The organism is Acidaminobacter sp. JC074 (assembly GCF_022496765.1).
In the GTDB taxonomy this organism is placed as follows: domain Bacteria; phylum Bacillota; class Clostridia; order Peptostreptococcales; family Acidaminobacteraceae; genus JABXKX01.
Window position 1 is genome coordinate 71295 of record NZ_VANV01000005.1, and the last position, 24568, is coordinate 95862.

The 24568-nt window shown below is 35.5% G+C and carries 23 protein-coding genes; 3 read left to right on the top strand and 20 right to left on the bottom strand.

Translation table 11 applies throughout. The annotated features are described in order from the left end of the window. Positions 1-96: 96 nt before the first annotated feature. From EZV73_RS06370 to EZV73_RS06380, 3 genes are read right to left on the bottom strand one after another with little or no spacing between them, the layout of a single operon-like run. The gene (locus tag EZV73_RS06370) at positions 97-534 is read right to left on the bottom strand and encodes a GNAT family N-acetyltransferase (protein ID WP_240839412.1); all 438 of its coding nucleotides are present in this window, start codon (positions 532-534) and stop codon (positions 97-99) included. Further along, positions 535-1707: an SAM-dependent methyltransferase gene (locus tag EZV73_RS28855; protein ID WP_240839413.1), complete on the bottom strand. Its 1173-nt coding sequence runs from the start codon at positions 1705-1707 to the stop codon at positions 535-537. A 39-nt stretch (positions 1708-1746) separates the two neighbouring features. Continuing rightward, positions 1747-2535, bottom strand: coding sequence for an EFR1 family ferrodoxin (locus EZV73_RS06380; RefSeq protein ID WP_240839414.1), 789 nt, complete (start codon positions 2533-2535; stop codon positions 1747-1749). 123 nt (positions 2536-2658) lie between these two features. Here EZV73_RS06380 and pepV point away from each other — a divergent pair, with 123 nt between their 5' ends. Then, positions 2659-4047 carry a dipeptidase PepV gene (pepV, locus tag EZV73_RS06385; protein ID WP_240839415.1) on the top strand — a complete coding sequence of 463 codons (1389 nt, stop codon included), beginning with the start codon at positions 2659-2661 and terminating at the stop codon, positions 4045-4047. A gap of 354 nt (positions 4048-4401) precedes the next feature. Here the strand turns inward: pepV and EZV73_RS06390 are convergent, their stop codons facing one another. The 6 genes from EZV73_RS06390 to EZV73_RS06415 form a co-directional block, all read right to left on the bottom strand. Further along, positions 4402-5016 (bottom strand): response regulator transcription factor, encoded by a 615-nt coding sequence (locus EZV73_RS06390; protein ID WP_240839416.1) that lies wholly within the window; start codon positions 5014-5016, stop codon positions 4402-4404. Positions 5017-5018: 2 nt separating this feature from the next. Next, positions 5019-6068 carry a sensor histidine kinase gene (locus tag EZV73_RS06395; protein ID WP_240839417.1) on the bottom strand — a complete coding sequence of 350 codons (1050 nt, stop codon included), beginning with the start codon at positions 6066-6068 and terminating at the stop codon, positions 5019-5021. A gap of 11 nt (positions 6069-6079) precedes the next feature. After that, on the bottom strand, positions 6080-7129 hold the full coding sequence (locus tag EZV73_RS06400; RefSeq protein ID WP_240839418.1) for an ABC transporter permease: 1050 nt from the start codon (positions 7127-7129) through the stop codon (positions 6080-6082). Continuing rightward, on the bottom strand, positions 7126-8184 hold the full coding sequence (locus tag EZV73_RS06405) for an ABC transporter permease (protein WP_240839419.1): 1059 nt from the start codon (positions 8182-8184) through the stop codon (positions 7126-7128). The genes EZV73_RS06400 and EZV73_RS06405 overlap by 4 nt, the downstream gene beginning before the upstream one ends. A gap of 3 nt (positions 8185-8187) precedes the next feature. Continuing rightward, entirely contained in the window at positions 8188-9117 is a 930-nt protein-coding gene (locus tag EZV73_RS06410; protein ID WP_240839420.1) for an ABC transporter ATP-binding protein, read from the bottom strand. Positions 9118-9217: 100 nt separating this feature from the next. After that, positions 9218-10069: a LysR family transcriptional regulator gene (locus EZV73_RS06415; RefSeq protein ID WP_240839421.1), complete on the bottom strand. Its 852-nt coding sequence runs from the start codon at positions 10067-10069 to the stop codon at positions 9218-9220. Positions 10070-10160: 91 nt separating this feature from the next. Here EZV73_RS06415 and EZV73_RS06420 point away from each other — a divergent pair, with 91 nt between their 5' ends. Then, positions 10161-10805 carry an aspartate/glutamate racemase family protein gene (locus tag EZV73_RS06420; protein WP_240839422.1) on the top strand — a complete coding sequence of 215 codons (645 nt, stop codon included), beginning with the start codon at positions 10161-10163 and terminating at the stop codon, positions 10803-10805. On the opposite strand, the gene EZV73_RS06425 is transcribed toward EZV73_RS06420, so the two are convergent. The 5 genes from EZV73_RS06425 to EZV73_RS06445 form a co-directional block, all read right to left on the bottom strand. Continuing rightward, positions 10802-11518 carry a type II toxin-antitoxin system prevent-host-death family antitoxin gene (locus tag EZV73_RS06425; RefSeq protein ID WP_240839423.1) on the bottom strand — a complete coding sequence of 239 codons (717 nt, stop codon included), beginning with the start codon at positions 11516-11518 and terminating at the stop codon, positions 10802-10804. The two genes, EZV73_RS06420 and EZV73_RS06425, sit on opposite strands and share 4 nt — an antisense overlap. Positions 11519-11649: 131 nt before the next feature. Continuing rightward, the gene (galU, locus tag EZV73_RS06430) at positions 11650-12522 is read right to left on the bottom strand and encodes a UTP--glucose-1-phosphate uridylyltransferase GalU (RefSeq protein ID WP_240839424.1); all 873 of its coding nucleotides are present in this window, start codon (positions 12520-12522) and stop codon (positions 11650-11652) included. A 6-nt stretch (positions 12523-12528) separates the two neighbouring features. Continuing rightward, a complete protein-coding gene (locus EZV73_RS06435; protein WP_240839425.1) occupies positions 12529-14271 on the bottom strand; it encodes a Crp/Fnr family transcriptional regulator in 1743 nt (580 codons plus the stop codon). A 14-nt stretch (positions 14272-14285) separates the two neighbouring features. Continuing rightward, positions 14286-15476, bottom strand: a complete 1191-nt coding sequence (locus EZV73_RS06440; protein ID WP_240839426.1) for a glycosyltransferase family 4 protein — start codon at positions 15474-15476, stop codon at positions 14286-14288. Then, the gene (locus tag EZV73_RS06445) at positions 15473-16678 is read right to left on the bottom strand and encodes a hypothetical protein (RefSeq protein WP_240839427.1); all 1206 of its coding nucleotides are present in this window, start codon (positions 16676-16678) and stop codon (positions 15473-15475) included. Before EZV73_RS06445 ends, EZV73_RS06440 begins: the two co-directional genes overlap by 4 nt. Positions 16679-16823: 145 nt before the next feature. Here EZV73_RS06445 and EZV73_RS06450 point away from each other — a divergent pair, with 145 nt between their 5' ends. Then, entirely contained in the window at positions 16824-17561 is a 738-nt protein-coding gene (locus tag EZV73_RS06450) for a flagellin (protein WP_240839428.1), read from the top strand. 44 nt (positions 17562-17605) lie between these two features. On the opposite strand, the gene EZV73_RS06455 is transcribed toward EZV73_RS06450, so the two are convergent. The 6 genes from EZV73_RS06455 to EZV73_RS06480 all read right to left on the bottom strand — a co-directional run bounded on the left by EZV73_RS06455 (position 17606) and on the right by EZV73_RS06480 (position 24530). Next, positions 17606-18172 (bottom strand): AAA family ATPase, encoded by a 567-nt coding sequence (locus EZV73_RS06455; protein ID WP_240839429.1) that lies wholly within the window; start codon positions 18170-18172, stop codon positions 17606-17608. A gap of 54 nt (positions 18173-18226) precedes the next feature. Further along, a complete protein-coding gene (locus tag EZV73_RS06460; RefSeq protein ID WP_240839430.1) occupies positions 18227-20590 on the bottom strand; it encodes an ATP-dependent DNA helicase in 2364 nt (787 codons plus the stop codon). A 104-nt stretch (positions 20591-20694) separates the two neighbouring features. Then, on the bottom strand, positions 20695-21450 hold the full coding sequence (locus tag EZV73_RS06465) for a lytic transglycosylase domain-containing protein (protein ID WP_240839431.1): 756 nt from the start codon (positions 21448-21450) through the stop codon (positions 20695-20697). Between the two features lie 186 nt (positions 21451-21636). Then, the gene (locus EZV73_RS06470; RefSeq protein ID WP_240839432.1) at positions 21637-23382 is read right to left on the bottom strand and encodes a cell wall metabolism sensor histidine kinase WalK; all 1746 of its coding nucleotides are present in this window, start codon (positions 23380-23382) and stop codon (positions 21637-21639) included. Further along, positions 23379-24059 (bottom strand): response regulator transcription factor, encoded by a 681-nt coding sequence (locus tag EZV73_RS06475; RefSeq protein WP_240839433.1) that lies wholly within the window; start codon positions 24057-24059, stop codon positions 23379-23381. Before EZV73_RS06475 ends, EZV73_RS06470 begins: the two co-directional genes overlap by 4 nt. Before the next feature lie 9 nt (positions 24060-24068). After that, positions 24069-24530: a hypothetical protein gene (locus EZV73_RS06480; RefSeq protein WP_240839434.1), complete on the bottom strand. Its 462-nt coding sequence runs from the start codon at positions 24528-24530 to the stop codon at positions 24069-24071. Positions 24531-24568 lie beyond the last annotated feature (38 nt).

The window sequence follows — 24568 nt, forward strand, 5'->3', positions numbered from 1 at the left end:
CTCTTGATTTCAAGATAATTATATCCAAGATATATCTTCTTGTCAAGTATCTTGAAATTAAGATATTATAAAAAAAGAATAGAACACATCCGTGTCCTACTCATCTATGATTTTTTCCATATGAACCATCTTTGATTCATAACCCAGTTTTTCGTTTAATAAAAGCATCTTTTTGTTCTTAGAATGAACCGTCGTCTTAATCTTTCTAATCTCATTTTCTCTACACCAATGCTCCAGCTGAAGCTTTAATTCTGTACCAACACTTTTTTGTCTGATGGATTCATCTACATATAGAGATAAAATCATGACGTCTTGGTCTTGTTTTTCGGCCCAAATAAAACCAAGTATAACCTGATCTTTCGCTATGCAAATATAAGCCTCTTTATCCTTCATACGCGCAATGGTTTCGGCAATTTCTTCTTCTGTTGGTATATAATCTGGTATCCAGATTCTCGGTGTTTCATTATGCCATTTGGCAATATTGTATAATACTTCATCATTTATGTGATCTGTATCTATTCTAATATAATCCATTTAGTCCTCTAATCTCTTAGTAAACTCTTCACCTAAAGCTTGTTCAATGTAAGGTTTGATATGCCAGAAGTTTGCAAACTCTTTATACTCTTTAACAGCATCTGTGTTTATATTACCAGTCTTGTAAGCTCTTAATAATATATTTTTAGGCGTATGCTCCATATCGATAAACTCAAGGACCTGGGTATTATAACCCATAATATCTAAAACATTCGCCCGAATAGAGTCTGTAATTAAAGAAGATAATCTTTCCTTGATAAGGCCATGCTTTTCCATGGTCTCCATAAGAGGATTATGAATCTTCTTAAAGAGTTCATGCTGACAACATGGTACAGCTAAAATAACATCTGCATCCCATGTAATGGCTTTCACAAGGGATTCATCTGTAGCCGTATCACATGCATGTAATGACACCACCATATCAACCTTTTTTAAACCAGTGAAGTTTTTAATATCTCCCTGCACAAAGTGAAGGTCTTTGTAGTTTAAACTTTTAGCAAGCTTTGAACAGTGCTCAATGACATCTGCCTTTAAGTCTAAGCCAATAATATCAATGTCAAGTTTCTTGATTTCTACTAAATAGTAATATAAAGCAAAAGTCAAATAAGCCTTACCACATCCAAAATCAACAATTTGAATTTTTCTAGATGTATCTAAATGAGGCACACAATCTGATACCATCTCTAGATAACGGTTGATCTGTCTAAACTTATCGTACTTCTTATTGATAACCTTACCCTTTTCCGTCATAACACCTAAGGCATGTAGGAAGTTGCATGGTTTGTTTTCTTCAATGATATAATTTTTTTTCCTATTGTGTGATAAATCGAAAGTATTTCTTGAAGGTGCCTTCTGTAAAATTTTTGCTACACCTTTTTTACTAACAAGTACTTGATAGTCAGCATCTATGGTATAAATCATAGCCTGTTTGAAATAAGTTTTAATTAAACCAAAAGCGATATCAATGGCTTGTACATTGTTTAAATTCTCATGTTTTACTTTTTTATCATACTCATATTCAAACTGTAAAACACGCTCATTTTTTATAACCACCGGCTTTATTTTCAGCTTGTTAAACTCCTTATCTACGCCCTTTCTCACATTAGAAAAAACAGCATAGATAATTTTTTCATTGTTTATGACTTCCTCTAATATATTAAATACTTTTTCCACTTTCCACCTCTTCAATAGATATCTTTACTTCATAGTACACTATTTTTCAATATTGTTCACATACTTAATAAAATGTTTATAAAAACCTCTCGGCTTGTAGTTTTGATCATACTTTATCGTCTTAAGAGAATATCCCTTTTTCAACATGCCCTTAGAGTATATGGCATGAACAGGGCAATTGTAAACACATCTTAAGCACATAATGCAGTTTTGACCGAAATTTATCTGATCATCTATGTTATTCATGGGACAATTATTCACACAGGTCTTACAGTTAATACAATAGTCTGCTACTTTAAAGTATTTATAATAGGACTCTGAACCAGGACCACTTTGCATGTCATGAATTTTGTTAAACAATGAAACCAATAAAGTATTGGAATCAAATCTTCTTATCATACCCTCTTTTATTTCTTTAGCAGCATGACTAATCTTCTTTTTTGCTGCATGATACAGCATAGCCTTTAACGGATCTGGATAGTCCACAAGAAAGTTTGCAGGCATGACCACAAGCCTATCATACAACACTTTGTAGCCTTTTTGCTCTAAAATTTCTATTAATTTAAAAGAGGCGTAATAATTCAAGCGAATATGATCCGCCCCATTTCTTATGATGTGAACTTTCTTTGATGATTCTGGTAAAGACCTTGCAAAGTCCAAGACTATCTTGGGTACACCAAATCCATGAACCGGATACAAAAAGATAAGTTCCTCTTCCAGATCAAAATCTTTCTCAATATTGTAGACACGACTATCTAAATGCCCATTTAGCATATCTGCTAGTGCCTTTGTGTTCCCTGTTCCTGAAAAATAATAAATACCATACATAATAATCACCTCTCATTATATTTACACCTTTTGAGAACATTCTAAACGTGTGATTTTTTAAGAAGTAACTACTAGTATTTAAGCTTAAGTAGAGATACAATTAAATTTAAAGGGGGAATAGTCATGATATTTAATGATAGAATAAAAAACATGCAAGATGACATGGTGACGTCTTTACAAGAAATTATTAGATTCAAATCCGTAGAAGGTAAAAAAGATGGCGACATGCCATTTGGTAAAGAGGTACACGATTGTCTGATTTACACACTCAATCTAGCTGATAAGCTAGGCTTTAAAACTAAAAACGTTGACAACTATGCAGGTTATGCAGAAATCGGCCAAGGTGATGATTTAATTGGTATATTGGTACATCTAGACGTTGTACCTGAAGGCGACGGTTGGGATTATGACCCATACGGTGGAGAAATTGCTGACGGCAAGATATTTGGTAGAGGTACCCTAGATGATAAAGGACCTGCTATAGCAACACTTTATGCTATGAAAGCACTTTTAGATGAAGGTGTGACACTTAATAAAAGAGTTAGAATCATCTTTGGTCTGAATGAGGAAACAGGCTGGGCTGGTATCAATTATTATCTAGAACATGAAGAAACACCATCGCTAGCTTTTACACCAGATGCAGAGTTTCCAGCATGTCATGGCGAAAAAGGTATTACAGTATTTGAACTGAAAAAAGACTTTAAAGAACTTTTAAATGATGGCGGCGTAGAAGTCCTTTCTATCACAGGTGGTAATGCAGCCAATATGGTACCTGATTATGCAGAAGCAAAAATCATTGAAACTTACGACATTGAGCCTATGATCAATGCCTATATGAAGGACAAGGGTGGCAACTTAAAATTAGACAGAAAAGACGGTGTAACAACCATTCAGTCTACTGGTATTTCAGCTCATGGTTCTACACCTGAGGTTGGTGAAAATGCCATTTCATACTTACTGGACTTTGTAAACAACTTAGATGTTAAACTGGGTGACTCATCTAGCTTTATTAGAGGTTATGAAAGAACCATCGGTCTTGATTACAACGGTCAAAGAGCAGGTTGTGGTTTTGAAGATGAAGATTCAGGTAAACTGACTTTCAACGTTGGTAAGATAGAAATGGACAAGGACAGTGTTAAACTGCTTGTTAATGTTAGATACCCTATTACAACACCACTTAAGGTTGTAGAAGACGGCATCAAGAGAACATTTAAGGACATTGGCATGTCTTATAATCTTCTAGACCATATGGCACCAATTTACTTCCCGAAGGATCATGAGCTTATTGTTAAACTGATGAAGGTTTATCAAGAGCATACTGGCGATATGAGCGAACCAATTACTATGGGTGGTGGTACCTATGCAAGAGCAATGAAAAACGCCGTTGCATTTGGTGGCGTATTCCCAGGAGAACCTGAACTGGCTCACCAAAAGAATGAATACATTACAATAGACAACTTAGTAAAACAATCGCAAATTTACGCTTCTGCTCTTTATGAGTTGGCCAAATAAATTTCAGACCAAAGCACAGACTTAATCTGTGCTTTTTACTTACCTATTAAGTTAACGACAATCTTAACAATCATCTCTTTTTCTTTGGGTTTGCCTTCTGCTATAAAAGTGTCAGAGCGACCAGTGCATCATTTGAAAGTTTCTTTTCTCCCGAAAATGAATAATACAGACCTTTTTTTCTTAACGAAATACATAAAAAAACCTCCATTATCATAGTATTGACAACCTGTTAGACTTATATGTCTATTTGCATCTCAGGTTAAAATATCTATAATAACTTCGGTTAACTTATTAATATCTATCATTATATTTATCTATATACGAATTATATTGCAAAACAGTGAACACTCGTGATTATTCGTAGTATTTTACATAGTATATTGCAAGTTGCGTACGGTCTCTTAAGTCTAGCTTATCTAGCAGCTGTGAGATGTAATTTCTAATGGTACCTTCCGATAAAAAGAGCTCCCCTGATATCTCTTTATTATTAAGACCTGAACCAATGCACTTGAGGATACTAAATTCCTTTGGTGTCAAACTTACACATTCATCTCTTTCTTTTGCTATTGGCTTTTTTAGAAGAGCTGATTTAACGGTTGTATCAAAGACCACTTGACCTGCCATAACGGACTGAATACTTTTATAGATTTCTTTGATGCCCCTAGACTTCAGAATGTACCCATCTGCACCGTGTGTAATGCATTCATAAATATACTCATGATCTGTAAAAGTCGTTAGAACAAGAACCTTTACATTCATGTCCTCAACCTTCTTGGTAAGTTCTACTCCATCCATTACAGGCATTCTTATATCTGTCAGGAGTAAATCTACTTGATTACCTTTTAAGAAGTCATATGCTTCTTTACCATTTTCAAAAGTTCCAAGTAATTCTATGTCATCATACATACCAAACATCATGGTCAAACTTTCTCTAATAAGCGCATCATCTTCAGCTATAATAATTCGCATCTTTACCCCCTTTTAATATACATGACAAGATTAAAGCCATTATCATAGTGATAAGATAAAATACCACCAACACCTTGTAACCTATGTCTCATACCAGAAAGACCGAGTCCTTCTGAAACTTCTACAATCTCTTTACCATCGTCAGCAACTGTTAATCTGATATACACATCATTGACTTCTAGACTGACTTTCACTTCACTGGCTTTAGAATATTTCATCACATTGGTCAGTGCTTCTTTTAAGTTCATAATCAAAACCACATATACATGGGTAGGTATAGAGTTAACATCACCTTTATAATCATACTTAATCTGACAGAATGAAAAGTTATCAACCACCTCTATAAAAGATGAAAAACCGACTTTATCATAAGTAGACATATCATGTACGGTTTCTCTCACCATATCTATACCATCTTTTAACTGGTCATAAGCCTTATTAAGAAATTGATCCTTAATTTCTCTATCCTCCATGACAATAGATGTTTCAAGGGCCATCAAGGTCCCCATGAGCTGGTGACCGACCTTATCATGGATGTCTCTTGCAATACGATTTCTCTCGTGAACTTCTGTAAGCATGACAATTTCTTCTTGTGAATCCATCAGCTCCTTCTTTGCATCTTCTAAATCATAACGGAGTTTTCTTTCACTATCTAACTTGTTAGTCAGTTGAACTTTTGTTTCTTCATAAACATTTTTATAATATCTGATACCAAACACAATAGGAATAAGTCCTACTAAAAAGAATGCTTTTAAGTATAAGGATAATAAAATAGCCATCATAACAACAAGGATTTGAAGCCGTTTTTGATAGTTCACCGAAACAAGAGATGAGACAATCAAGACAAGTGATGGATAAAAATAAACGCCTATAAATGAAACCATTATCATTAATACATTGATGTATTTAATATCCTTCAGTCTTATGGTCAGAACAACCAGGCAAAGCCCAGACACAAGAATAAATACTTGTTCAGGGCTTATCATCTTATCAGTATTATAATGTAAAATTATTTCTATAATAAAAAACCAAATACTTATTAAATAACTCATAATTAATTATATCACTTATTTGATAGACTCACACGTTTTGTTGAACCCATGATAAACAAAATCAAGGTCATAGCAGCAAGTGCACCTAAGTAAGGTAGAGTCGCGTCAATCCTTTCACTAATAGCCAGTTCTCTTATGATCTCTCCAGTCCAGTAGGTCGGTAGAAATCTTGACATATATTGCATGAAGCTTGGCATGATGCTCACCGGCCAGAAGCAGCCTCCTAACATAGACATAACCATGATAAAGAGTGTTGTAAAAGAGTGTGTGTGTTTGTAATTGTCTGCCACTAACAATCCTATAAAGGCGACCAATAAAATCAAAATTGAAAAGACGACAATTACCATAAACATAGGGACAATCTCTGGACCGAACTCAATATCTAACATAAACATATTAACAAGGAAAAATGATGCAATAAGAATCATAATCACCAGTAAAAAGGCAAACAACTGCTGGGCTATATAGTGACTCTGCTTAATTGGACTTACAAGGACTCTTTGGATTCTATTTTCATGTTTGTCTCTTTCTAATTGTCTGACGAGTGTACTTGCTAAATACATGATAGACATCATCAAAATACCAATGGTATCAGATAACCTTTCAATGCTTGAAAAGTCCTTTTGGGCTAGCTGAACGTCTTTAACACCACCCTGTTTTATATCATCAAAGTTTTCTATGCCCCTCATGATGTTGATACGGTTATTTATAGTGGCTATGGTCCCCTGGTTACCACCATAATCATCGACCATTTCCATCTCTATTTTTGTCTTGTCATCTTGACTAAAGCCTTTAGGAATGTATAAACTCATTTGAATGGTCTTATTGGATAAGGCTTCAAGTATTTCAGACTTATCCAAGTGAACAATTTGAATGGATTCAAGGTCAGAATAAAGCCACTTTGACTCACTTGTTTGATCTTCATCAACCAGTCCCATTGTAATTTGTCCTGTATAAGAAGACGTACCTACAAGCATGGTTAATAAGGCAACTGTTACTATGGCAATAAAAGTCGACTTGTGAATCAAAAATCTTTTAAATTGTAATAGAGTTATCTTCATTTTGCCACCTGCTTTACCTGATACATGAGTCCAAGGGTTGACAATACAACCAAAATCACCATATAAATCATACTTATTCTTATAGGCTCAGCCGCGCCTGTAAAGTTAAGGGCAAAAGCCATTTCATGAAACCTAAAGTTTGGAATAAACTTTTGAACCATCAAAAATATTTCCGAACTTGAATCTATCTTAAAATAACCACCTGATGCAGCCGTTAAGGCAGGCACCAGCATATTGACCATTGAGTTTGCCTTGTTTTCATCTTGTACAATACTGGCTATGATCATACCAATGTTGGATCCAATCAATGAAAAACCAGCAATCATGAGCGTTAAGATTAGATAGTTGTCTGTCCATCTAGCCCCATATACAAACTTGGAAAAAAATACGATCACATAACCTTGAACAAGCATCAAGATCATGACACTTAAAGATATGCCTAAAAATGTCTGCCATTGAGGAATTGGTGCTACTCTCAATCTTAAGCCTCTGTAGTCTCTTATCTCATAGGACATCAAACTTGTACCGTAGCCTAAAGAATACATGAGTACCATAGCCAGCATGGTAACCGAATAATATTCCATGGCTGTTGGCGCAATAGAATGAAAATCCCTAGAATTAACCAGAATGTTTTCACTGACCTCTTTAAACTCAATATCTGGATTGATGCTTAAGGCATCGTAAGCTATCAAGAATTCATTTAAAACCTGCGAAACGATGCCTGCACTTGTTTTTCTATAACTTGACTTTGTAATGGAAACTTCATCCTTCGTTCTTACAATTGCAGAATAGTGTCTAAGCTCATCAGAAGAAGGCTCTTCTGATACCTTAACAACTTCTATATCTGCGTTTTCAAAAGTCTCGATTAAGGCCTCTGACAGTTGACTTTCATCCGATAAAAGTAAGACCTTCACATCAAAGTCACTCACCCCCATATTGCCACCTAAGGCCATACCAAGTATAAGGATAAAGATGATTGGTGAAACAACGAGGGATATAAAAGAGCCAATGTCTTTGGTATATGTTTTTAAATATCTTATCATCACTTTAAACATAAACTACCCCCTTAAGGACTTACCAGTCAGTGTTAAAAATACATCTTCAAGGGTCGGTTTCATATCCTTGATTTCAGTTATTTCTATGCCAGAATTAAGTACTTCTCTTAACAGTACATTTTTAGTAATTAAGTCAGGATCATAGACAATTTTATAGGCATTTTCATTTGATTCGATGCCAAGAATACCTTTTAATGATGATAAATTATCAAGACAGCCTTCATGGGTATCGTCATAATCTATAGATAAGACATTGTCATGACTGACCATCTTTTTTAAACTCTCCAAATCACCAGAGGCTATAACACGACCTTCATCTATAACAATGGCCTCATCACAAAGAAACTCCACTTCGTGCATATAATGTGAGGTGTAGATAATGGTCATACCATTTTCATTCAAAGACTTTATTGTATCAAGGATATAGTTTCTACTTTGAGCATCAATGCCGACAGTTGGTTCATCCATAATCAGAAGTCTTGGTTCATGTAACAGTGCACAGCCAATATTTAAACGCCTCTTCATACCACCAGAAAATTCATCGGGTTTTCTTTTTCTCTGCTTTTCTAAGCCGACAATCTCTAGCACCTGATCGACACGCTCTGATAGTTTCCTACCTTTTAATCCATAAAGACTGCCAAAAAATCTGAGATTTTCTTCACATGACATGTCATAATAAATAGCGAGATGCTGAGGTACAAAGCCAACTTCTCTTTTTATTTCAATTTCATATTTTTTAAAGGGTTTTGAGAATATTGAAATCTCACCATGATCGAAGTCCACCAAACCCAAAATGGCATGGATGGTGGTCGTTTTTCCAGCACCATTCGGTCCCAATAAACCGATTACTTTGCCTTCTGGTATATGCATGGACAAGTTATCTACTGCCAACTTATCTTTGTATCTCTTTACTAAATTCTCTATTTTAACCATACGTCTCTCCATTTGTTTTGTGAAATATCTTATAGCCTTATTATGTCTTATAATAAGCTTTAAAATCAGTACTATATGTCACAATACTTAGTGACAAATGTCATTTTATGATATCAATCAAGTCATCTACCATAGATTTGTCCTTATTCTTTAATGTAACAATGGCCGACCTGGTTTCAAGTGACTTTGAATTGATAATGGCATACTTAAGCTTTGAAGATCTTATAAAGGACTTGCCACTAAAGGGCAATATGGCGACACCTAACCCCGCTTCTGTCCAGGCTAAAATAGATCTTGAATCTTCACCTAAACAGATGATATTAGGGCGGACGCCTGATGTGAAAGCTTCATTTTCTATAAGCTCAAGAAATCTCTTATCCAGTACAAGAGGCAAATTTTTTAAATCTTTGACACCTATCTTTTCATCTAGCTGATAAACCTTTGGGTCATAAACAACAATCATAGGTTCTGGCTCAAGATACTCAACATTATAAATCTCAGCGTTAAAAGGAGTTCTAACAAAACCCACATCAATCAAGCCATGGTTGAGTAAATCCAGTATCTTATGGGTGTTTCCTTCCTTCATGATGAACTTCATGCTAGGATAAAGCTTATGAAAACTAAGGAGTTTGTCTGGCGATAAAAGAGCTGCAGATGAAGCAACAAAACCAATCTGAATTTCGTTGGACTCAAATTGAATCTGTCTGACCTCATTTTCTGTGGTTTCCATAAGTTCAAGAATCTGATGCGCCCTGACCTTAAGTTTTTCACCGGCTTCAGTCATAACAAGCTTTCTTGTGGTTCTAGTAAAAAGCTTTGTACCCAGTTCTTCTTCTAGGAGTTTTAACTGATAAGTCAATGGCGGTTGGGACATGTGCAAGTTTTCAGCAGCCTTTGTTATGTTGAGGGTTTCTGATATTTCCAAGAAATAACGCAATTTTTTTACATCCATATTCATATCCTTTTTATATTAATCATCATTATTATATGTATTTATCATATTAATCATATCATAGTAGAATGATGATAGAAAGGAAGTCATTATGAAAACAGTTGGTATACTTGGTGGTATGGGCTCTATGGCCACCGTTGATTTATTCGGAAAAATTGTAAGAAATACAAAGGTAGCTAGAGATCAGGACCACTTACACGTGATCATAGATAATTATCCTCAGATACCTGATCGTACAGACTATATACTAAAGAGAGGCCTTGATCCTACTGATAAAATGATAGAAGCGGCTAAAAGACTTGAAGAGGCCGGTGCAGACATATTAGCCATGCCCTGTAATACAGCTCACTACTTTTATGACAGGATTCAAGCATCCATCAATATTCCTATCATACATATGATGAAAGAAACCAAGAAACGACTTAAAAGCGAGGTCGTACTTTTAGCAACAGAGGGGACCTATGCAGTAGGGTTATATAAAGATGTTTTAATACCAAATGATACCATGAAAAAAGACATCATGACTTTAATTTATACATATAAAAAAGACCAAACGATTGACGTCGGTCTTAAAGAAAAAGTCTTAAATCAATTAGACTATACAGAAGGTATCATACTCGGTTGTACAGAACTACCCTTGATTTTTAAACAGGAGGATACACCTATTCCTCTCATTGATCCTACACAAGTTCTAGCAGAAGAAATCATTGTACAGGCAGGTGCTAAACTCATTTAAAACAATTCGTCAAAATCTATGTCAAATCCCATAGTAGAATGAATTTTACCTTCTGTATATATTTCAACATTCAAAGCTTCATATGCCACGAAGTTGTAAACCATTACCTTTTTATTCACGGGATCTACAACCCAATATTCCTCAACACCTGAAAGCATGTAGGAGTTGAGCTTAAACACCATATCTCTAGATCGTGTAGAAGGAGATAATACTTCTACAACAAGTGTTGGTATCCCCATATAACGGTCTTTTTCGTTAACTTTTTCGTCCGTATCACATGCAATAAACACATCCGGTTGCAAGACATCCGGACTTTTTATGTCTTTCTTCCAAAAATGAACATCAAATGGCGAAATAAATGGTTTGCACTTCTTATCTCTAAATAAAAGTTTGAACTGAAAATAAATATTCCCAACAACTTCTTGATGCGTCATAGAAGGTGATGCCATTTGATAGATTTCACCGTTTAAGTACTCAAGCCTATGTTCTGATTTCTCAGCTATCTCCATAAACTCCTCATAACTTACAGTAAGATTACCATAATAAGCAGATTCCTCTTTGACCATAAAATACTCTTCTGCATCTGTATATATAGGTGCAAGTCTGGCTATCTTTTTATTATTCTTAGTAATATAAACTTCTTCCTTTTCTTTTACAGCATCTAAATAAGAACCTAAATTTTTTTTAAATTCTGTAGCAGTGATTGTTTTCATATGCCACCTCCTTAAATACATCGTAACGCTTCGTGCGATATATGTCAATATATCGTTCGATATAGATTTTAAAATAGTTCGTTCGTTAGTGAAATACGTACAAAATCCAAGTCTTTCGACTTGGATTTATACTATAGCTTTTCACTTATTTCTTTAATATAGTCTTTAAAAGATGCTTTAACACCCTCGTGGCGTAAGGCATATTCTACAGTTGCTTTTAAGTAACCCAGTTTATCACCTGTATCGTATCTGATACCTTCGAAATCATATGCAAACATCGATTCCTTCTTGGCAAGTTCGATCAAGCCATCAGTTAGCTGGATTTCACCACCCTTACCCGGTTGAGTTGTTTCTAAGATATCGAATATTGCAGGTGTTAAAACGTATCTGCCTAAGGCAGCTACCGTCGTAGGTGCTTCTTCAATACTCGGTTTTTCAATCATACCTTCAACGGTATAGGTTCTGTCATCTATTTGTTTGCCATCAACGATACCATACTTAGAGACATCTTCCTTTTTAACAGACTGAACACCTAATACTGAAGCCTGCCTTTTATCAAAGACCTCAATCAGTTGCTTTAAACATGGCTTCTCATGATAAACGATGTCATCTCCTAATAAAATGGCAAATGGCTCATCACCTACAAAGGCTCTAGCCTGTAATACAGCATGGCCTAAACCTTTCATCTCCTTTTGTCTTTTAAAGAAGACTTCTGCTAAATCCTCAGCTTCTTTTGAAAGTGCCAGTAAGTCATCTTTCCCCTTAGACTTAAGCATATCATTGAGCTCTGGAGTTGCATCAAAATGGTTCTCAATAGACGATTTATTTCTCGTCGTAATTATAAGTATTTCCTCTATACCAGCAGCAACTGCTTCTTCCACAATATACTGGATTGCAGGTTTGTCGACAATGTTCAACATCTCTTTAGGTGTTGCCTTTGTTGTCGGCAAAAACCTAGTACCATAGCCGGCTGCAGGTATAATAGCCTTTCTTACTCTCATCATTTCCCCCTAATGCATGTCAATTGAATTTTCATCTTGCATAATCTTTTCTCTGTATAAGAGATTTGTCTTATTAAGCTTATAATACAATCTTTCCAAAATGATGTAAAGCATTTTGACACCAAGGGTAGCATCCGCTTGAATTAGGCCTTCTAAATCTGCCTTTTTCATAACCAGCATTTCTGTAAACTCATCGGCTATACCGACAACATTGTACTTTTCTTTAATGATAGAAGTTTCACCAATCACACCATTTGAGCAAATGGTTGCAAGGTTGATTTCTTCATTAGAATCATTGTATTTAGAAATTCTAACACAACCTTTGATGATCATCATAAACTCAAGGTTGGTATCTCCAATTTGAATAACAACTTCATCTTTCTTGTAGCCTCTTACACTTGTGATTTGAGAAAGTAGTTCTACTTCCCTATCTGATAGGTCTTTAAAATCAGAGAACTTCTTGATACGATCAATGATCTCTTCTTTTGTTAATGAAGAAATTTCAATGTCTTCTAGACTTCTGAGTGAATGAGACAAGTTATTAACTTCCATCTCTCTTCTAATAATCGTACGATGTTTGCTAGTCGCTTCAATAATTTTAACCCAAGTTCTCTGTACACGTCTATAAGCTGTAAATGGATCATCTGTCGGCACAGCATCAAATTTTGAAAGGTAGATGTTCTTTATAGATTCTCTACAGCCTTCAATGTCACCGTCAGCCAAGTATTCCAGCGCAAGTAAGATGTTGGTTTTAAAGATTTTATCTTCTAAATCATCTGTTAAAAAGTCGCCAGGATATGGATCAAAGTTTTTGGCCTTCACCATAGTCATATTGTTGACTTCGTATTGCGAACGAATCTTAGCCTGTTCATATAAAAATCTATAAATATCTTCTCTGAGTCTCTTCCAGATTGGATGGTTCTTCTTTGGTGGTAGATGTTTGATATTCAGCTTATTGTCTAAGAAAAAGTCAAAGCCAAACATCTTAGAATTAATCAGATAGTCAATATCCTCACCACGGGTCACATCTGGGTCAAAGGCCACAGTCTTAAATAAGTTCTTATGAATGACCATCAATCCACCAAATGCAAATGGTGTCATTTTAATTCTTGGATCACAAGAAATGATCTTATCAAATGCCTTTGTTTTAGATCCAAATCTATCCCAATAAGTCATCCATGGTACCATGGTGACATCATCGTAAAACTCATCGTATTTATTTAAATAGTAACCTGCAACACCATAAACACTCTTACCATAAATTCTCTTACCGATATACTCTTTTGCCATATCCACAAACTTAGGATTTTCAAAGATTTCATCATCATCAATTAAGATGGTAACTTCAGCAGACAAAACATGTGAGACATAGAGACAGATGTTTCTTACATTAGAATAACCATGAATATCAAGCAGGTTGGCATCATTTTCAGAGAGCCCTTGCTCAATAAGAATCTTTTGTATATTTCTTAAGTTCTCAGCTGTAAAAATGTATGTTTCAATGTTTAAACCTACCTTCTTTACAATTTCTCTAACACGTCTTTCAGATTCTGCTTCTACTTCTTTACAGGTAGGACATATTGGAATCACCAGCTTAAATTTCTTATTGTCCAAGTCCTTCATACTTTCAAGGGTTCGCCCTAAAGTATCATCACCGTTTATAGGGGTTGGATGATCATATACTGCATCACCCTCATGCCATTCATTATTTTCTCTAGACCAATAAGTTGGTATAACAAGGGTTGTTCTCATGATGACTCCTTTCTTTAGATTATTGATTCATATATAGATGCAACAACACCAATTGATCGTTTCCATGAGAAGTTCTTCAAGGCATAATCAGCTGCTGCTTTTGCACGTTTTTCTTTTTCTTTATGTTTGATTTCAGCAACAATTGCGTCTGCAAGAGCAATGTCATCATCCACTGGGACAAGTGTACCAACATCTTCAATTAGAAAATCTGGCAAGCCGCCTTGATTGGTACCAACAACTGGCGTACCACATGCTAAAGCTTCTATAGCTACCAGTCCAAAAGGTTCAGTTCTAGATGGGACTGTTGATACATCTGCAATATTGTATAAGTCTACTAACTGGTGTTGGTTAACATGACCCAAAAATTGTACGTGGTCAAGTTTCAGGGTCATCTTAAGTTTGTTAAGTTCCTCATAAAGTTCACCATTACCCGCAATTAAGGTCACCACTTCACCATCAATGGCTTCGTTATAAATTCTAGCCGCCTTTAAGAGAACATCTACACCCTTGAAGTGGGTCAATTTACCTGCAAAGGAAACCACATAATCCGGTTCTAGTGATAAGTTAAAGTCATTTAATACATCAAAGCAATTCAAATCTTTTACTTTAAACAAGTTCTCATCATAGCCGTTTAATACAAGTTCTTTCTTGTCTTCTGGTACACCATATAAAGTTGTAACTTCCTCATCTACTTGTTCTGAAATGGTAATGACCTTAGCTGCCTTTTTTGCACCCTCTAAGGCATACTTATGATATCTATCATCTTTTACAAAACCTTTTAGGTCTGTCCCATGTGCTGTAACGATATAAGGTACCCCCGTTTGAGCAGCCGCATATGGCGTCACCCATAGATGCTGGGCATGAATAAGGTCTGGCTTAAAGTTTTCTACTTCTTCTTTGGTCACATCTACAAATTTCTGAACGTAAGCCTTAAGTTGATTATCATCTAACTCATAGTATGTATTCACACTTCTTGGATGTGATGTAAAACACGGAAAGTTAAAATCAAATTCAGGATTTTCAGTCTGAGGTCCCTTAAATAAAATCACTCTTGTTTCAAACTCATCAAATGATACCTCTTCAATTTCTGGGAAAACAACTTTCACAGTATGACCCATCTCGCTTAATTCTCTTGCTAAGTTTTTCGTGTAAATCCCACTACCCGATCCCTCTAGTGGGAAATGATTCAAAATCAAAATTCTCATTTCATCCTCCTTATAAAATCAAACCAACTTGCCTTAAATGCTTCAAACTCTTCATTCATCGTTTCTAAATGCTTATAAGCCTTTTCATGAGCCTTAGGTAATAAAAGAAATCTATCGTCATCTAAATAATTACTTATGGCTTTAGAACCTGCCTCTAAATACTGGTGCTCTATTTTATAAACTGATTCTAATTTAAGCTCATGCATTTCATTTAAAAATGGGTTCCTGCCGATCCACCCCATACATGCATAATAGAACCTGTCTTTTATATTTTTATCTCCGACAATATCCGGTACAATCGGGAAATGACTGTATGTATTGTGAAAGATTTTCATATCAATGTCATAAAAAATAAATTTCTCATGATTCTTCACCTGGATGGCCAGTAAGGTATCCTCGCCTCTTGTCAGATACTTATTGTCCTCCACCATATAAGTCGATGAAAAGAAAGGCAGCATGGTCTCAAATAGCTTGAGCTTAATGGCCACATTCCCCCCAAGAACCTTATGGGTCTTAAAACCACTTCTTTTTTTGCCATGATCGGTTGCAAGACAGTGATGGCTGTAAGAATTGGTTATGTAGTCATAAGCCTGCTCTTTTTTTAGGCCAAAGAAAAGGTCCTGCATGCCCTCAAACTGCATAGGCGGTATGATGTAATAACCCGTATAGTCACTGGTCGTCACCATGACATTATCTTTTTCTAAGTGCTTTAAATGTTCACCTAAAAAATCAACTTCTTGAATATAAACGTCTTCTATATCAGTTTTTCTTGTCTGGTAAATATCCGTGTCCAGCAAGTTTTCTTTTTTAATCACAACCTCTGGATACACATCTGTATCAATAAAAACAAGGACATCCAGCTTGTTGAGCATGGCTTCTAAGACAACATGGTTTCTGCTGACACCATAAGCCGCCCTACCATCTGATGGTTTGCTATAGTCTCCAATTAAATGACAGATGTCATCATCAGACATGCCAAGCTTTACAAGCTTCTCGTGTAAGACCTGAGACTGTCTTATTTTTACCAAATATACTTTGACTCTTTCTTTTAGTTTTTTTACCACTTTCATATCGAGTTGATCAGCATAACCAACAACAACACTGTCTACTTCATGTCCGAATTTCTCTGCATTGTCTAAAAATTGATCTAGTGGTTCCATACTTAATAAATCTTTTGTTATCATTCCAAATGCCAATTTCAAATTATCACCAACTTTCTGACAATCTTTATACCCAAAAGAAACAAAAATTAACAGAACATTCTGATAACGCGTTTTAAAACCTATCTCAAATGTTTAACTTACTTCAAAATGGGTATATAATAAAGTAGATTGTGAGGTGATATCATTGAAGATCCAAGCATATGACGTTTATTCTAAAATTGCCAGTGGTAATCGAATAAACTCTGCATCGGACGATCCGGCAGGGCTTGCGATTTCCGAAAAACTCGAAAGCCAAATTAAGGGTGACCAACAGGCGATCCAAAACATAGAATCCAGCCAAGACTTATTAAATACAGCTGATGGTTCTTTACAAAATGTCCTGACAGACTTGGGACGAGTTAGAGAACTGACTGTTCAAGCGGGCAACGGTATCTTTACGGATGAAGATCGTGCGGTTATTCAAAATGAGATCAACAGTCTATTCGAAAATATTCAGAGCAATGTACAAAACACAAATTTCAATACAAAAAAACTTGTCGACGGATCTTTTACCAATCAGCAGCTAGGTGTGGGTGCGAATGGTCAGGGAACCCAGATGACAATCAGAGATGCCAGTCTAGAAGCACTTGGTCTAGATAACTTCTCTGTAGAAGATGGTGTAGATAAAATCGATGAGGCCATCTCAAGAGTTACTGAGTCATTATCAGAAATTGGCGCATCAACCAATGGCTTAGAATCTAATCTCAACAATACGCGTGTCAGCGAGATCAATCAAGCGGCATCACAATCTGGTATTAGAGATTTAGATATTGCTAAACAAGTGATAGAACTTAATAAGCAAAACTCTTTAAACCAGTACAAAATTCTGCTGCAGAACAAGCAGGCAGAACAAGCAGAATCTAGACTGGGTCTACTCATTTAATGATTTGGTTGCAACCAAAAAAGTCGAAGGTCACCCTTCGACTTTTACTTGTTTTGAATATAATCATAAATCATCTGAGCAACCTGATCAGGTGATAAATCACTGTTGTTTATCTTCAAATACCTTTCATAGGTCATTTCACCTGGATTAGAGTTGAGTCTATACTTATCCATAGACTCCAATAGATTATTATCTGACCATTCAATGTTTCTCTTTGTGGCCTTTTGTTTTAATCTTAAATCACTCTTATTTCTTTCAAGTCTTGTTTCTACATCTGCTTCTAGCTCTACAAGAAAAACTGTAAAGCCATTTGATTCAAACTTAGCAATGAAGTCCTCTACATATTTATGCTCAGAAGGCCAATCAAAGGCCATCATATAAGTAAATGTAAAACCATCTAAGTCTCTTGTAAATACATCTTCAAATATAACTTGTCTTAGCTTTCCCACTAATTTGAAAGCCTCTTTATCTAATTGGCCATATAAGTCATTGACCAGTTCTATGGACATATGATTGTGAAACAATCGATAATTGTATTTTTCTCTTAAAGCCATACCAACAGCCATCTTACCAACAGCCTGTGGTCCCAATATCATAATACATGGTTTCATAGCGCCCTCCTTATATATTCTAAAAAGAATAACACAAAAAAGTTTTAAATACAATTATAGTATTTGATCCCACGAATACTGAATGTCTTGTTTAAAAGTTCGTCTAGTCGTGATAAGAGGCCGCCAGTCATAAGGTATGACTTGTCTGTATGAATGGTAAGTATATCTTTCATCTAACAACATGATGATGCCCTTATCTTCTTCCGTTCTTATGACCCTACCAGCTGCCTGCATGACTTTGTTAAGGCCAGGATAAACATAGGCATAGTTAAAAGCATCCTCATCATGCTCTTGATGATAGGATTTTATGATTTCTCTTTCTAGACAAACCATTGGAAGGCCTACGCCTACAATGGCGGTACCAATAAGCCTGTTACCTCGAAGGTCTACGCCTTCAGAAAAAGAACCGCCAAGAACACAAAATGCCACCATCGATTTTTCCACATCTTCTTTAAACTGGCCTAAAAACTCTTCTTTTTCATTTTCAGAAAGGTCTCTTTGTTGATCGACAATATCCACATCTACTTCTAGGTCTTCAAAGCATTCTAGGACTTCCTTCTTATAAACATAAGATGAAAAGAAGACAATGTAGTTGCCAGTCTTAGATAAGGCCATATCTCTAATGTAAAGGGCAATGTCTTCATAGGAATACTGACGCTGTTTGTAAGTCGTTTTTATATCTGACCCAATCATGTACATCCTGTTTTTCTCATCAAATGGCGAACTTAAAATCAAGGTATAGTCTTTTTCCTCATAAGAGTAAAGTCTATGAAAGTATTGAATGGGTGACAAAGTAGCAGAAAAGAAAACTGCACCTGCCCCATGTTTTAAAGTCTGCGACAAAAGAAAAGCTGGATCTACACAAAACAGATTGAGTTCAATGTCATTTCTCTTTATTTCTACATAGGTCTTATAAGCATCGTCATAAAGTTCTGATATGTTAATCATATTGAGGACTTCAAAGTAATAGTCCAGTATCAAATCATAACATTCAAGGTCCTTGTAATCACTTAATATCACATCTGCTAACTGCGAGAACCGCCTCATAATTTGAATGAGTTCTATGGGCTGGTCATGAAAGATAAACTTATCTTTTTCTATACAGTCATTTTTATAGTCTAATAGCGCTTTATTTAGTTTTGTAACCACCTTCATAAAGGGCTCAATCTTATCTTTTTTGGCATGAGGCTTAAGGCCTCTTTTAATATCCAACAAGGGTTTTTTTGCAATTTTTGATGAAAACATACCTCTTGCACGATCTACCAAATTATGGGCTTCATCGATCAAAAAAGCATAGTCTTTTTGGACATCAGCGAAAAATCGCTTTAAATTCACTCTAGGATCAAAAACATAGTTATAGTCACAAATGATACAGTCAGCAATTAAAGCGATGTCAAGGGAAAATTCGAAGGGACAGACGTGGTGTTTGATTGCATACTCTTCAATCACCTCTCGTGTGTAGGCATCCGTTTTATCCAAAATATCCTTAATGGCATCATTAATTCTGTTATAATAACCCTTTGCATAAGAACATTCTTCTGGTATACAGGCAGCATCTTTTTCAAAGCAAATCTTATCTTTTGCAGTAATGGTTAAATTCTTCATTCGAAGACCTTCTTGTCTCATTAGATCAAAAGCTTCTTCAGCAACAGACCGTGTAATGGTCTTGGCTGTTAAGTAAAAAATCTTACTTGTATGACCTTCTCCAATAGCCTTTACAGTTGGAAACAAGGTAGAAATGGTTTTACCGATGCCGGTCGGCGCCTGTATAAAAGACTTCTTCTTTTCTTGAATGGTCTTATAAACACATACGGCCATGTCTCTTTGGCCTTTTCTATAAGACTCAAAAGGAAAACTAAGAGCTTTAATAGATGCATCACGAATCTGTTGCCAGTCATCTATGCGGTAGGCAAAATCCAAATACAGTTCTAATGTTTCAGAAAAGATGGCTTCTAAATCTTCAAAGGTATAAGGTCTTTCAAATCGCCTTACCTGGAAATCATCAACAGTCACATAAGTCAGTTGAACTTTCATTTCCTTCTTATCGTGTTTAAGTGCATAGATATAGGCATAAAACTCTCCCTGTAACCAGTGCATGGGGTAGTCATCCTCACTAAGACTGTCTAGCTCTCTTAAGGTAGACTTGATTTCATCAATTGTAATCATGTCACCATGAATAACACCGTCTACACGGCCTTTGATGCGAATCAAAATATTGTCTCTGGAGACCTCATGCTTTAAGGTCACTTCAGACACATAGTCATCACCCATTTTCTTTTGGATGGCCTGATGAGCTTTGGTCCCCTTAAGTGCTCTTGATTTGCCAACAAAACGGGCATCTAAATCACCACCTCTATAAACAAAGTGGATCAGGTCCCTTACGGATATATCAATTTCTGTAATCTTAATATCTGACATAGCAACTCCTAGAACGTTCGTTCGTACTCATTATAACCAAAAAATGACTAAGATAAAAGAAAAAAATCTCCTTAGACTCAGTCTAAGAAGATTCTATAAACATTTTAGTATACACTTAAGTATTTTTGTTCTCTTTTTAATACAACACGTGAGTAAGCAGTCTCATAAGTTTGATGTTTTTCAAACCATTTTTGCATACCATAGTTACCACGGTTATAAGCTGTCAGCATCTTAGTATCATCACCAAACTCTTTTTGAAGAATTGATAAGTACTTTACTGCCAGTGGAATGTTGTAGTCTGCATCAAAGATTCTTGAAGGATCATACTCAAGACCTAACTCTTCACCATAAGCTGTTGCCAACCATTTTTCAGTGCCAGGAATAATTTGCATGTAACCTCTGTCATCTGATGTACCTACTAGGTATGGGTTAAAAGATGACTCAAGATCAATCACACCTAAAATCAATGAAGCACGAACACCATATTTGTCAGCGTATTCGATAACAAGACCTGCTGTGTACTCATCAAGAGGTGTTAATTTCATAATCTCATCAACACGTGCATTTTGAGTCAAGGCTCTTTCCTGTTCCTTTAACTCAAAATATTGATTCAGTTTTTCTACTTCATTAAATTTAGAAGCATCAATTTTTTGTTGGAGTAATACTTGTTCATGTCTTTCAGCTGCAATTCGATCAGCTTCTTTTAATTTTGTCTCAAGTTTGATTTTGTTGATTTCAATTTCGAAGTTTGCATTTTCAACTTCATTCACCAAAATCATATCTTCACCCTGAGATACGAAAGCTAAAAGGCTAACCATCAACATGAAAATCACGAGCATTACCACTCTATATTTTTTCATTTTAATTTCTCTCCTAATTCTTTTTTATATCTAAATTCCAATTATTGGCTAAAAAAAACGTGCTAAAAACTTAACACGAGTGCTATTATAGCATAGTGATTTATGATTGCAAGCTTTTTTTGCAAAAAGTAATATTCGCAATAATCATGAATTTTCTGAAAATAAGACAAAAAAAGAGACGTATTTTTACGTCTCATGAATGTCTACTGTAAAGAAGAATCTTACACCATCTTTTGTATTTTCAGCACCGAAATCTGTGCCATGTAATTCTACTATATTCCTTACAATTGCTAGTCCTAAGCCAGTTCCACCATCGGATTTATTTCTAGAAGCTTCAACCCGATAAAACCGATTCCAAACCTTCTCGATCTTTTCTTCAGGAATGGCTTCTCCGACGTTTTCAATTTGCAGGAGCAAACGATTATTTGTTTCACTAATGTCAATTTTTATTTTTTCATTACGCATAGAATGTCTTATTGCATTTGAAAGATAGTTGACTAAAATTTGCTCTATTCTAAACTCATCTGCAAAACATGATGCATGTTCAGTATGTCGTTTGATTACAACTTCTAATCCCTTTTCTTTTAGACTGTATTCAAATCTGCCACAGACAAATTCAACCAATTTGACCAAGTCAAAATGCTTCTTTTCTATCTGGAAATTGGTCGATTCCAACTTACTTAGCTCAAGCATATCGACAACCAAAGCATCCATTTTTTCAGTTTCTTCTATAATAACATCCAAGTAGTAGGTTGAGTCTTCAAATACATCATCTCTAACACCTTCTGCGAATCCACGAATGATACCAAGAGGCGTTTTGAGTTCATGGGAAACACCGCTCACAAACTCTTTTCTTAGATTCTCAAGCTTACGTTCCTTTTCAATCTCTTTTTTTAGTTGGACATTGGCATCTTGCAATTTTTCCATACTGTTCGAAAGGTTGGTGGATAAGGTGTTCAGCGATTCTGATAGCGAACCTAATTCATCGTCTCTGGTCACTTCAATTTTTTCATCAAAATTAAGTAGAGCCATTTTGGAAGCTTTATCGTTAATCTCAATAATTGGTCTCATAAGCGTCATAGAATAGAAGTAAGATAAGAAAACAATCAGCACCAATGATAAAAGAATAATATAGACATGATAGTCTGAAAGAATACTCTTGGCTTCTATAATATGTCTTTCAGAGCCCAGTGCAAAAACAACTTCTCTATCTCCCGCATCACCTAGCGGATGGTAAAAAATCAACCTGTTGAGTACTTCGTTTGGATAAACTTCCTCATAAACCCCTGAATCACTCAGCCAAGGATATTTCATACCATATTTAACGATAAAATCTAAAACAACTTCACGGATGGGCTGTTTGTAAAAGGCTGACTTTATATCTGAATATGTCGGTACATTCAAGCCAATGATATAGCCTTCAACAAAATCCATATTAGCTTCTTCATCCACAACACGAATAACTTCAGAATTACCATTTGATATGATTAAAGGTTTGAAGATGATGTCACTTGAAGGCCAATGATAGCCTTCAGCATAAATATAGTCTCCCACCCTTAGAGATAGGATACTTTCACTGTCACTGTTAAGGGCATGGTTTAATTGTAATTTATGTACCGAACCATCAAATGACTCAATAACAATCTCATACACATTTTCATTTTTAATGTTACCGTACTTATCTAAAACCGTTAACTCAATACCATTGGTGGTATTAAAAAGATTTAGATTGTCCTGTAACTCCTGACTTTCCCAGTGTGATGTCCTATAGTCTTTACTAAACTCATCTACTTGTTTGGTAATAATGTCTATTCTCTGATCCAAATAGAAATTACCAAAGTAAGCCCCCTGAAAGAAAAAGGCTATGATTAAAAACATCATGAATAAAATAAAGGTTGTGAAAGTCATTCTGCCTACGAGGCCTAATCTCATTTTTTCACCTCAAACATATAGCCTACTCGAATAATCGTTTTGATTAAATTAGCATGTTCACCAAGTTTAGACCTAAGCTTTTTAATGTGGGTATCTACAACACGGTAATCCCCCATGTAGTCATAACCCCAAACTCTATCGAGAATCTTTTCACGGGTACATACCCTGTTCTTGTTTTCTACTAAATAATATAAAAGTTCATACTCCTTTGGTGAAGTGGCTATGACCTTGTCATTTACTTTAACTTCATAAGACAGGGTATTGATCTTGATACCATCAATGTGAATCACACCCTCACCTGTTTCTAGATCTCCCTTCACACGTTTTAAGAGATTTCTAGATCTCGCAACAAGGACTTTTGGTGAAAATGGCTTGGTCACATATTCATCTGCACCAAGTTCAAAACCTAAAAGCTTATCTTCTTCTTCAGATTTAGCGGTTAACATAATAATTGGTACAGATGAAATATTTCTGATGTATTTGCATACTTCCCAACCATACATGCCAGGAATCATCACATCAAGTATTACAAGGTCAACTTTTTCACGCTCAAAAATATCAATGGCATCGTTGCCATTTCCAGCTTCTAAGACCTCGTAACCTTCTTTTTTAAAGTATGCGACGATCAGTTCCCGCATACGGTATTCATCTTCTACGACCAATACTCTATCAGCCATAAGTCCCCCTTACTTCTTAGCTTCTTCTTTTAAATAAACAACTTCATAAACAGACATGACTTTATAAGCATCATGACACGATGCCCACTCTACAAGTGTATCTATATCATCCTGATTCAAGTCTAGATTTTCTTCTATTAATACTTCTTGAACTTTATCCTTCTTCCACTCGGTCAAAGATTCTAAAATGATTTCATCTATAAGGTCCATTTGATCATCAATGTTCTTGTTCAAATTCACTTCATCTAAAAGCTTTGGTGAAATCAAATCATGTAGTGCCATTAAATCAACTACACCGGTTTTCTTGTTAACCAGTTTAACCAAATCCTTTAAGGCATCTGTCTCAACATATTCAATAGTTTCTTCAACCTCTACAACAGGTTTGTTTCTAATTATTTTTACTGGTGGTTTTTTATCGTTCTGACATGCTACCAGTAAGAAGCATACGATTATAATGATAATTTTTTTCATAAGTCCCTCAATAACATTGTACACTAAATAAGACAATA

Coding starts and splice junctions, on each gene's coding strand:
- EZV73_RS06370 (WP_240839412.1), bottom strand. CDS start 534: ATGGATTATATTAGAATAGATACAGATCACATAAATGATGAAGTATTA.
- EZV73_RS06415 (WP_240839421.1), bottom strand. CDS start 10,069: ATGGATGTAAAAAAATTGCGTTATTTCTTGGAAATATCAGAAACCCTC.
- EZV73_RS06420 (WP_240839422.1), top strand. CDS start 10,161: ATGAAAACAGTTGGTATACTTGGTGGTATGGGCTCTATGGCCACCGTT.
- EZV73_RS06425 (WP_240839423.1), bottom strand. CDS start 11,518: ATGAAAACAATCACTGCTACAGAATTTAAAAAAAATTTAGGTTCTTAT.
- EZV73_RS06380 (WP_240839414.1), bottom strand. CDS start 2,535: ATGTATGGTATTTATTATTTTTCAGGAACAGGGAACACAAAGGCACTA.
- EZV73_RS06455 (WP_240839429.1), bottom strand. CDS start 18,172: ATGAAACCATGTATTATGATATTGGGACCACAGGCTGTTGGTAAGATG.
- EZV73_RS06410 (WP_240839420.1), bottom strand. CDS start 9,117: ATGGTTAAAATAGAGAATTTAGTAAAGAGATACAAAGATAAGTTGGCA.
- EZV73_RS06470 (WP_240839432.1), bottom strand. CDS start 23,382: ATGAGATTAGGCCTCGTAGGCAGAATGACTTTCACAACCTTTATTTTA.
- EZV73_RS06395 (WP_240839417.1), bottom strand. CDS start 6,068: ATGAGTTATTTAATAAGTATTTGGTTTTTTATTATAGAAATAATTTTA.
- EZV73_RS06435 (WP_240839425.1), bottom strand. CDS start 14,271: ATGAGAACAACCCTTGTTATACCAACTTATTGGTCTAGAGAAAATAAT.
- EZV73_RS06480 (WP_240839434.1), bottom strand. CDS start 24,530: ATGAAAAAAATTATCATTATAATCGTATGCTTCTTACTGGTAGCATGT.
- EZV73_RS06465 (WP_240839431.1), bottom strand. CDS start 21,450: ATGAAAAAATATAGAGTGGTAATGCTCGTGATTTTCATGTTGATGGTT.
- EZV73_RS06460 (WP_240839430.1), bottom strand. CDS start 20,590: ATGTCAGATATTAAGATTACAGAAATTGATATATCCGTAAGGGACCTG.
- EZV73_RS06400 (WP_240839418.1), bottom strand. CDS start 7,129: ATGAAGATAACTCTATTACAATTTAAAAGATTTTTGATTCACAAGTCG.
- EZV73_RS06405 (WP_240839419.1), bottom strand. CDS start 8,184: ATGTTTAAAGTGATGATAAGATATTTAAAAACATATACCAAAGACATT.
- EZV73_RS06390 (WP_240839416.1), bottom strand. CDS start 5,016: ATGCGAATTATTATAGCTGAAGATGATGCGCTTATTAGAGAAAGTTTG.
- pepV (WP_240839415.1), top strand. CDS start 2,659: ATGATATTTAATGATAGAATAAAAAACATGCAAGATGACATGGTGACG.
- galU (WP_240839424.1), bottom strand. CDS start 12,522: ATGATGAGAGTAAGAAAGGCTATTATACCTGCAGCCGGCTATGGTACT.
- EZV73_RS06475 (WP_240839433.1), bottom strand. CDS start 24,059: ATGGCTGATAGAGTATTGGTCGTAGAAGATGAATACCGTATGCGGGAA.
- EZV73_RS06440 (WP_240839426.1), bottom strand. CDS start 15,476: ATGAGAATTTTGATTTTGAATCATTTCCCACTAGAGGGATCGGGTAGT.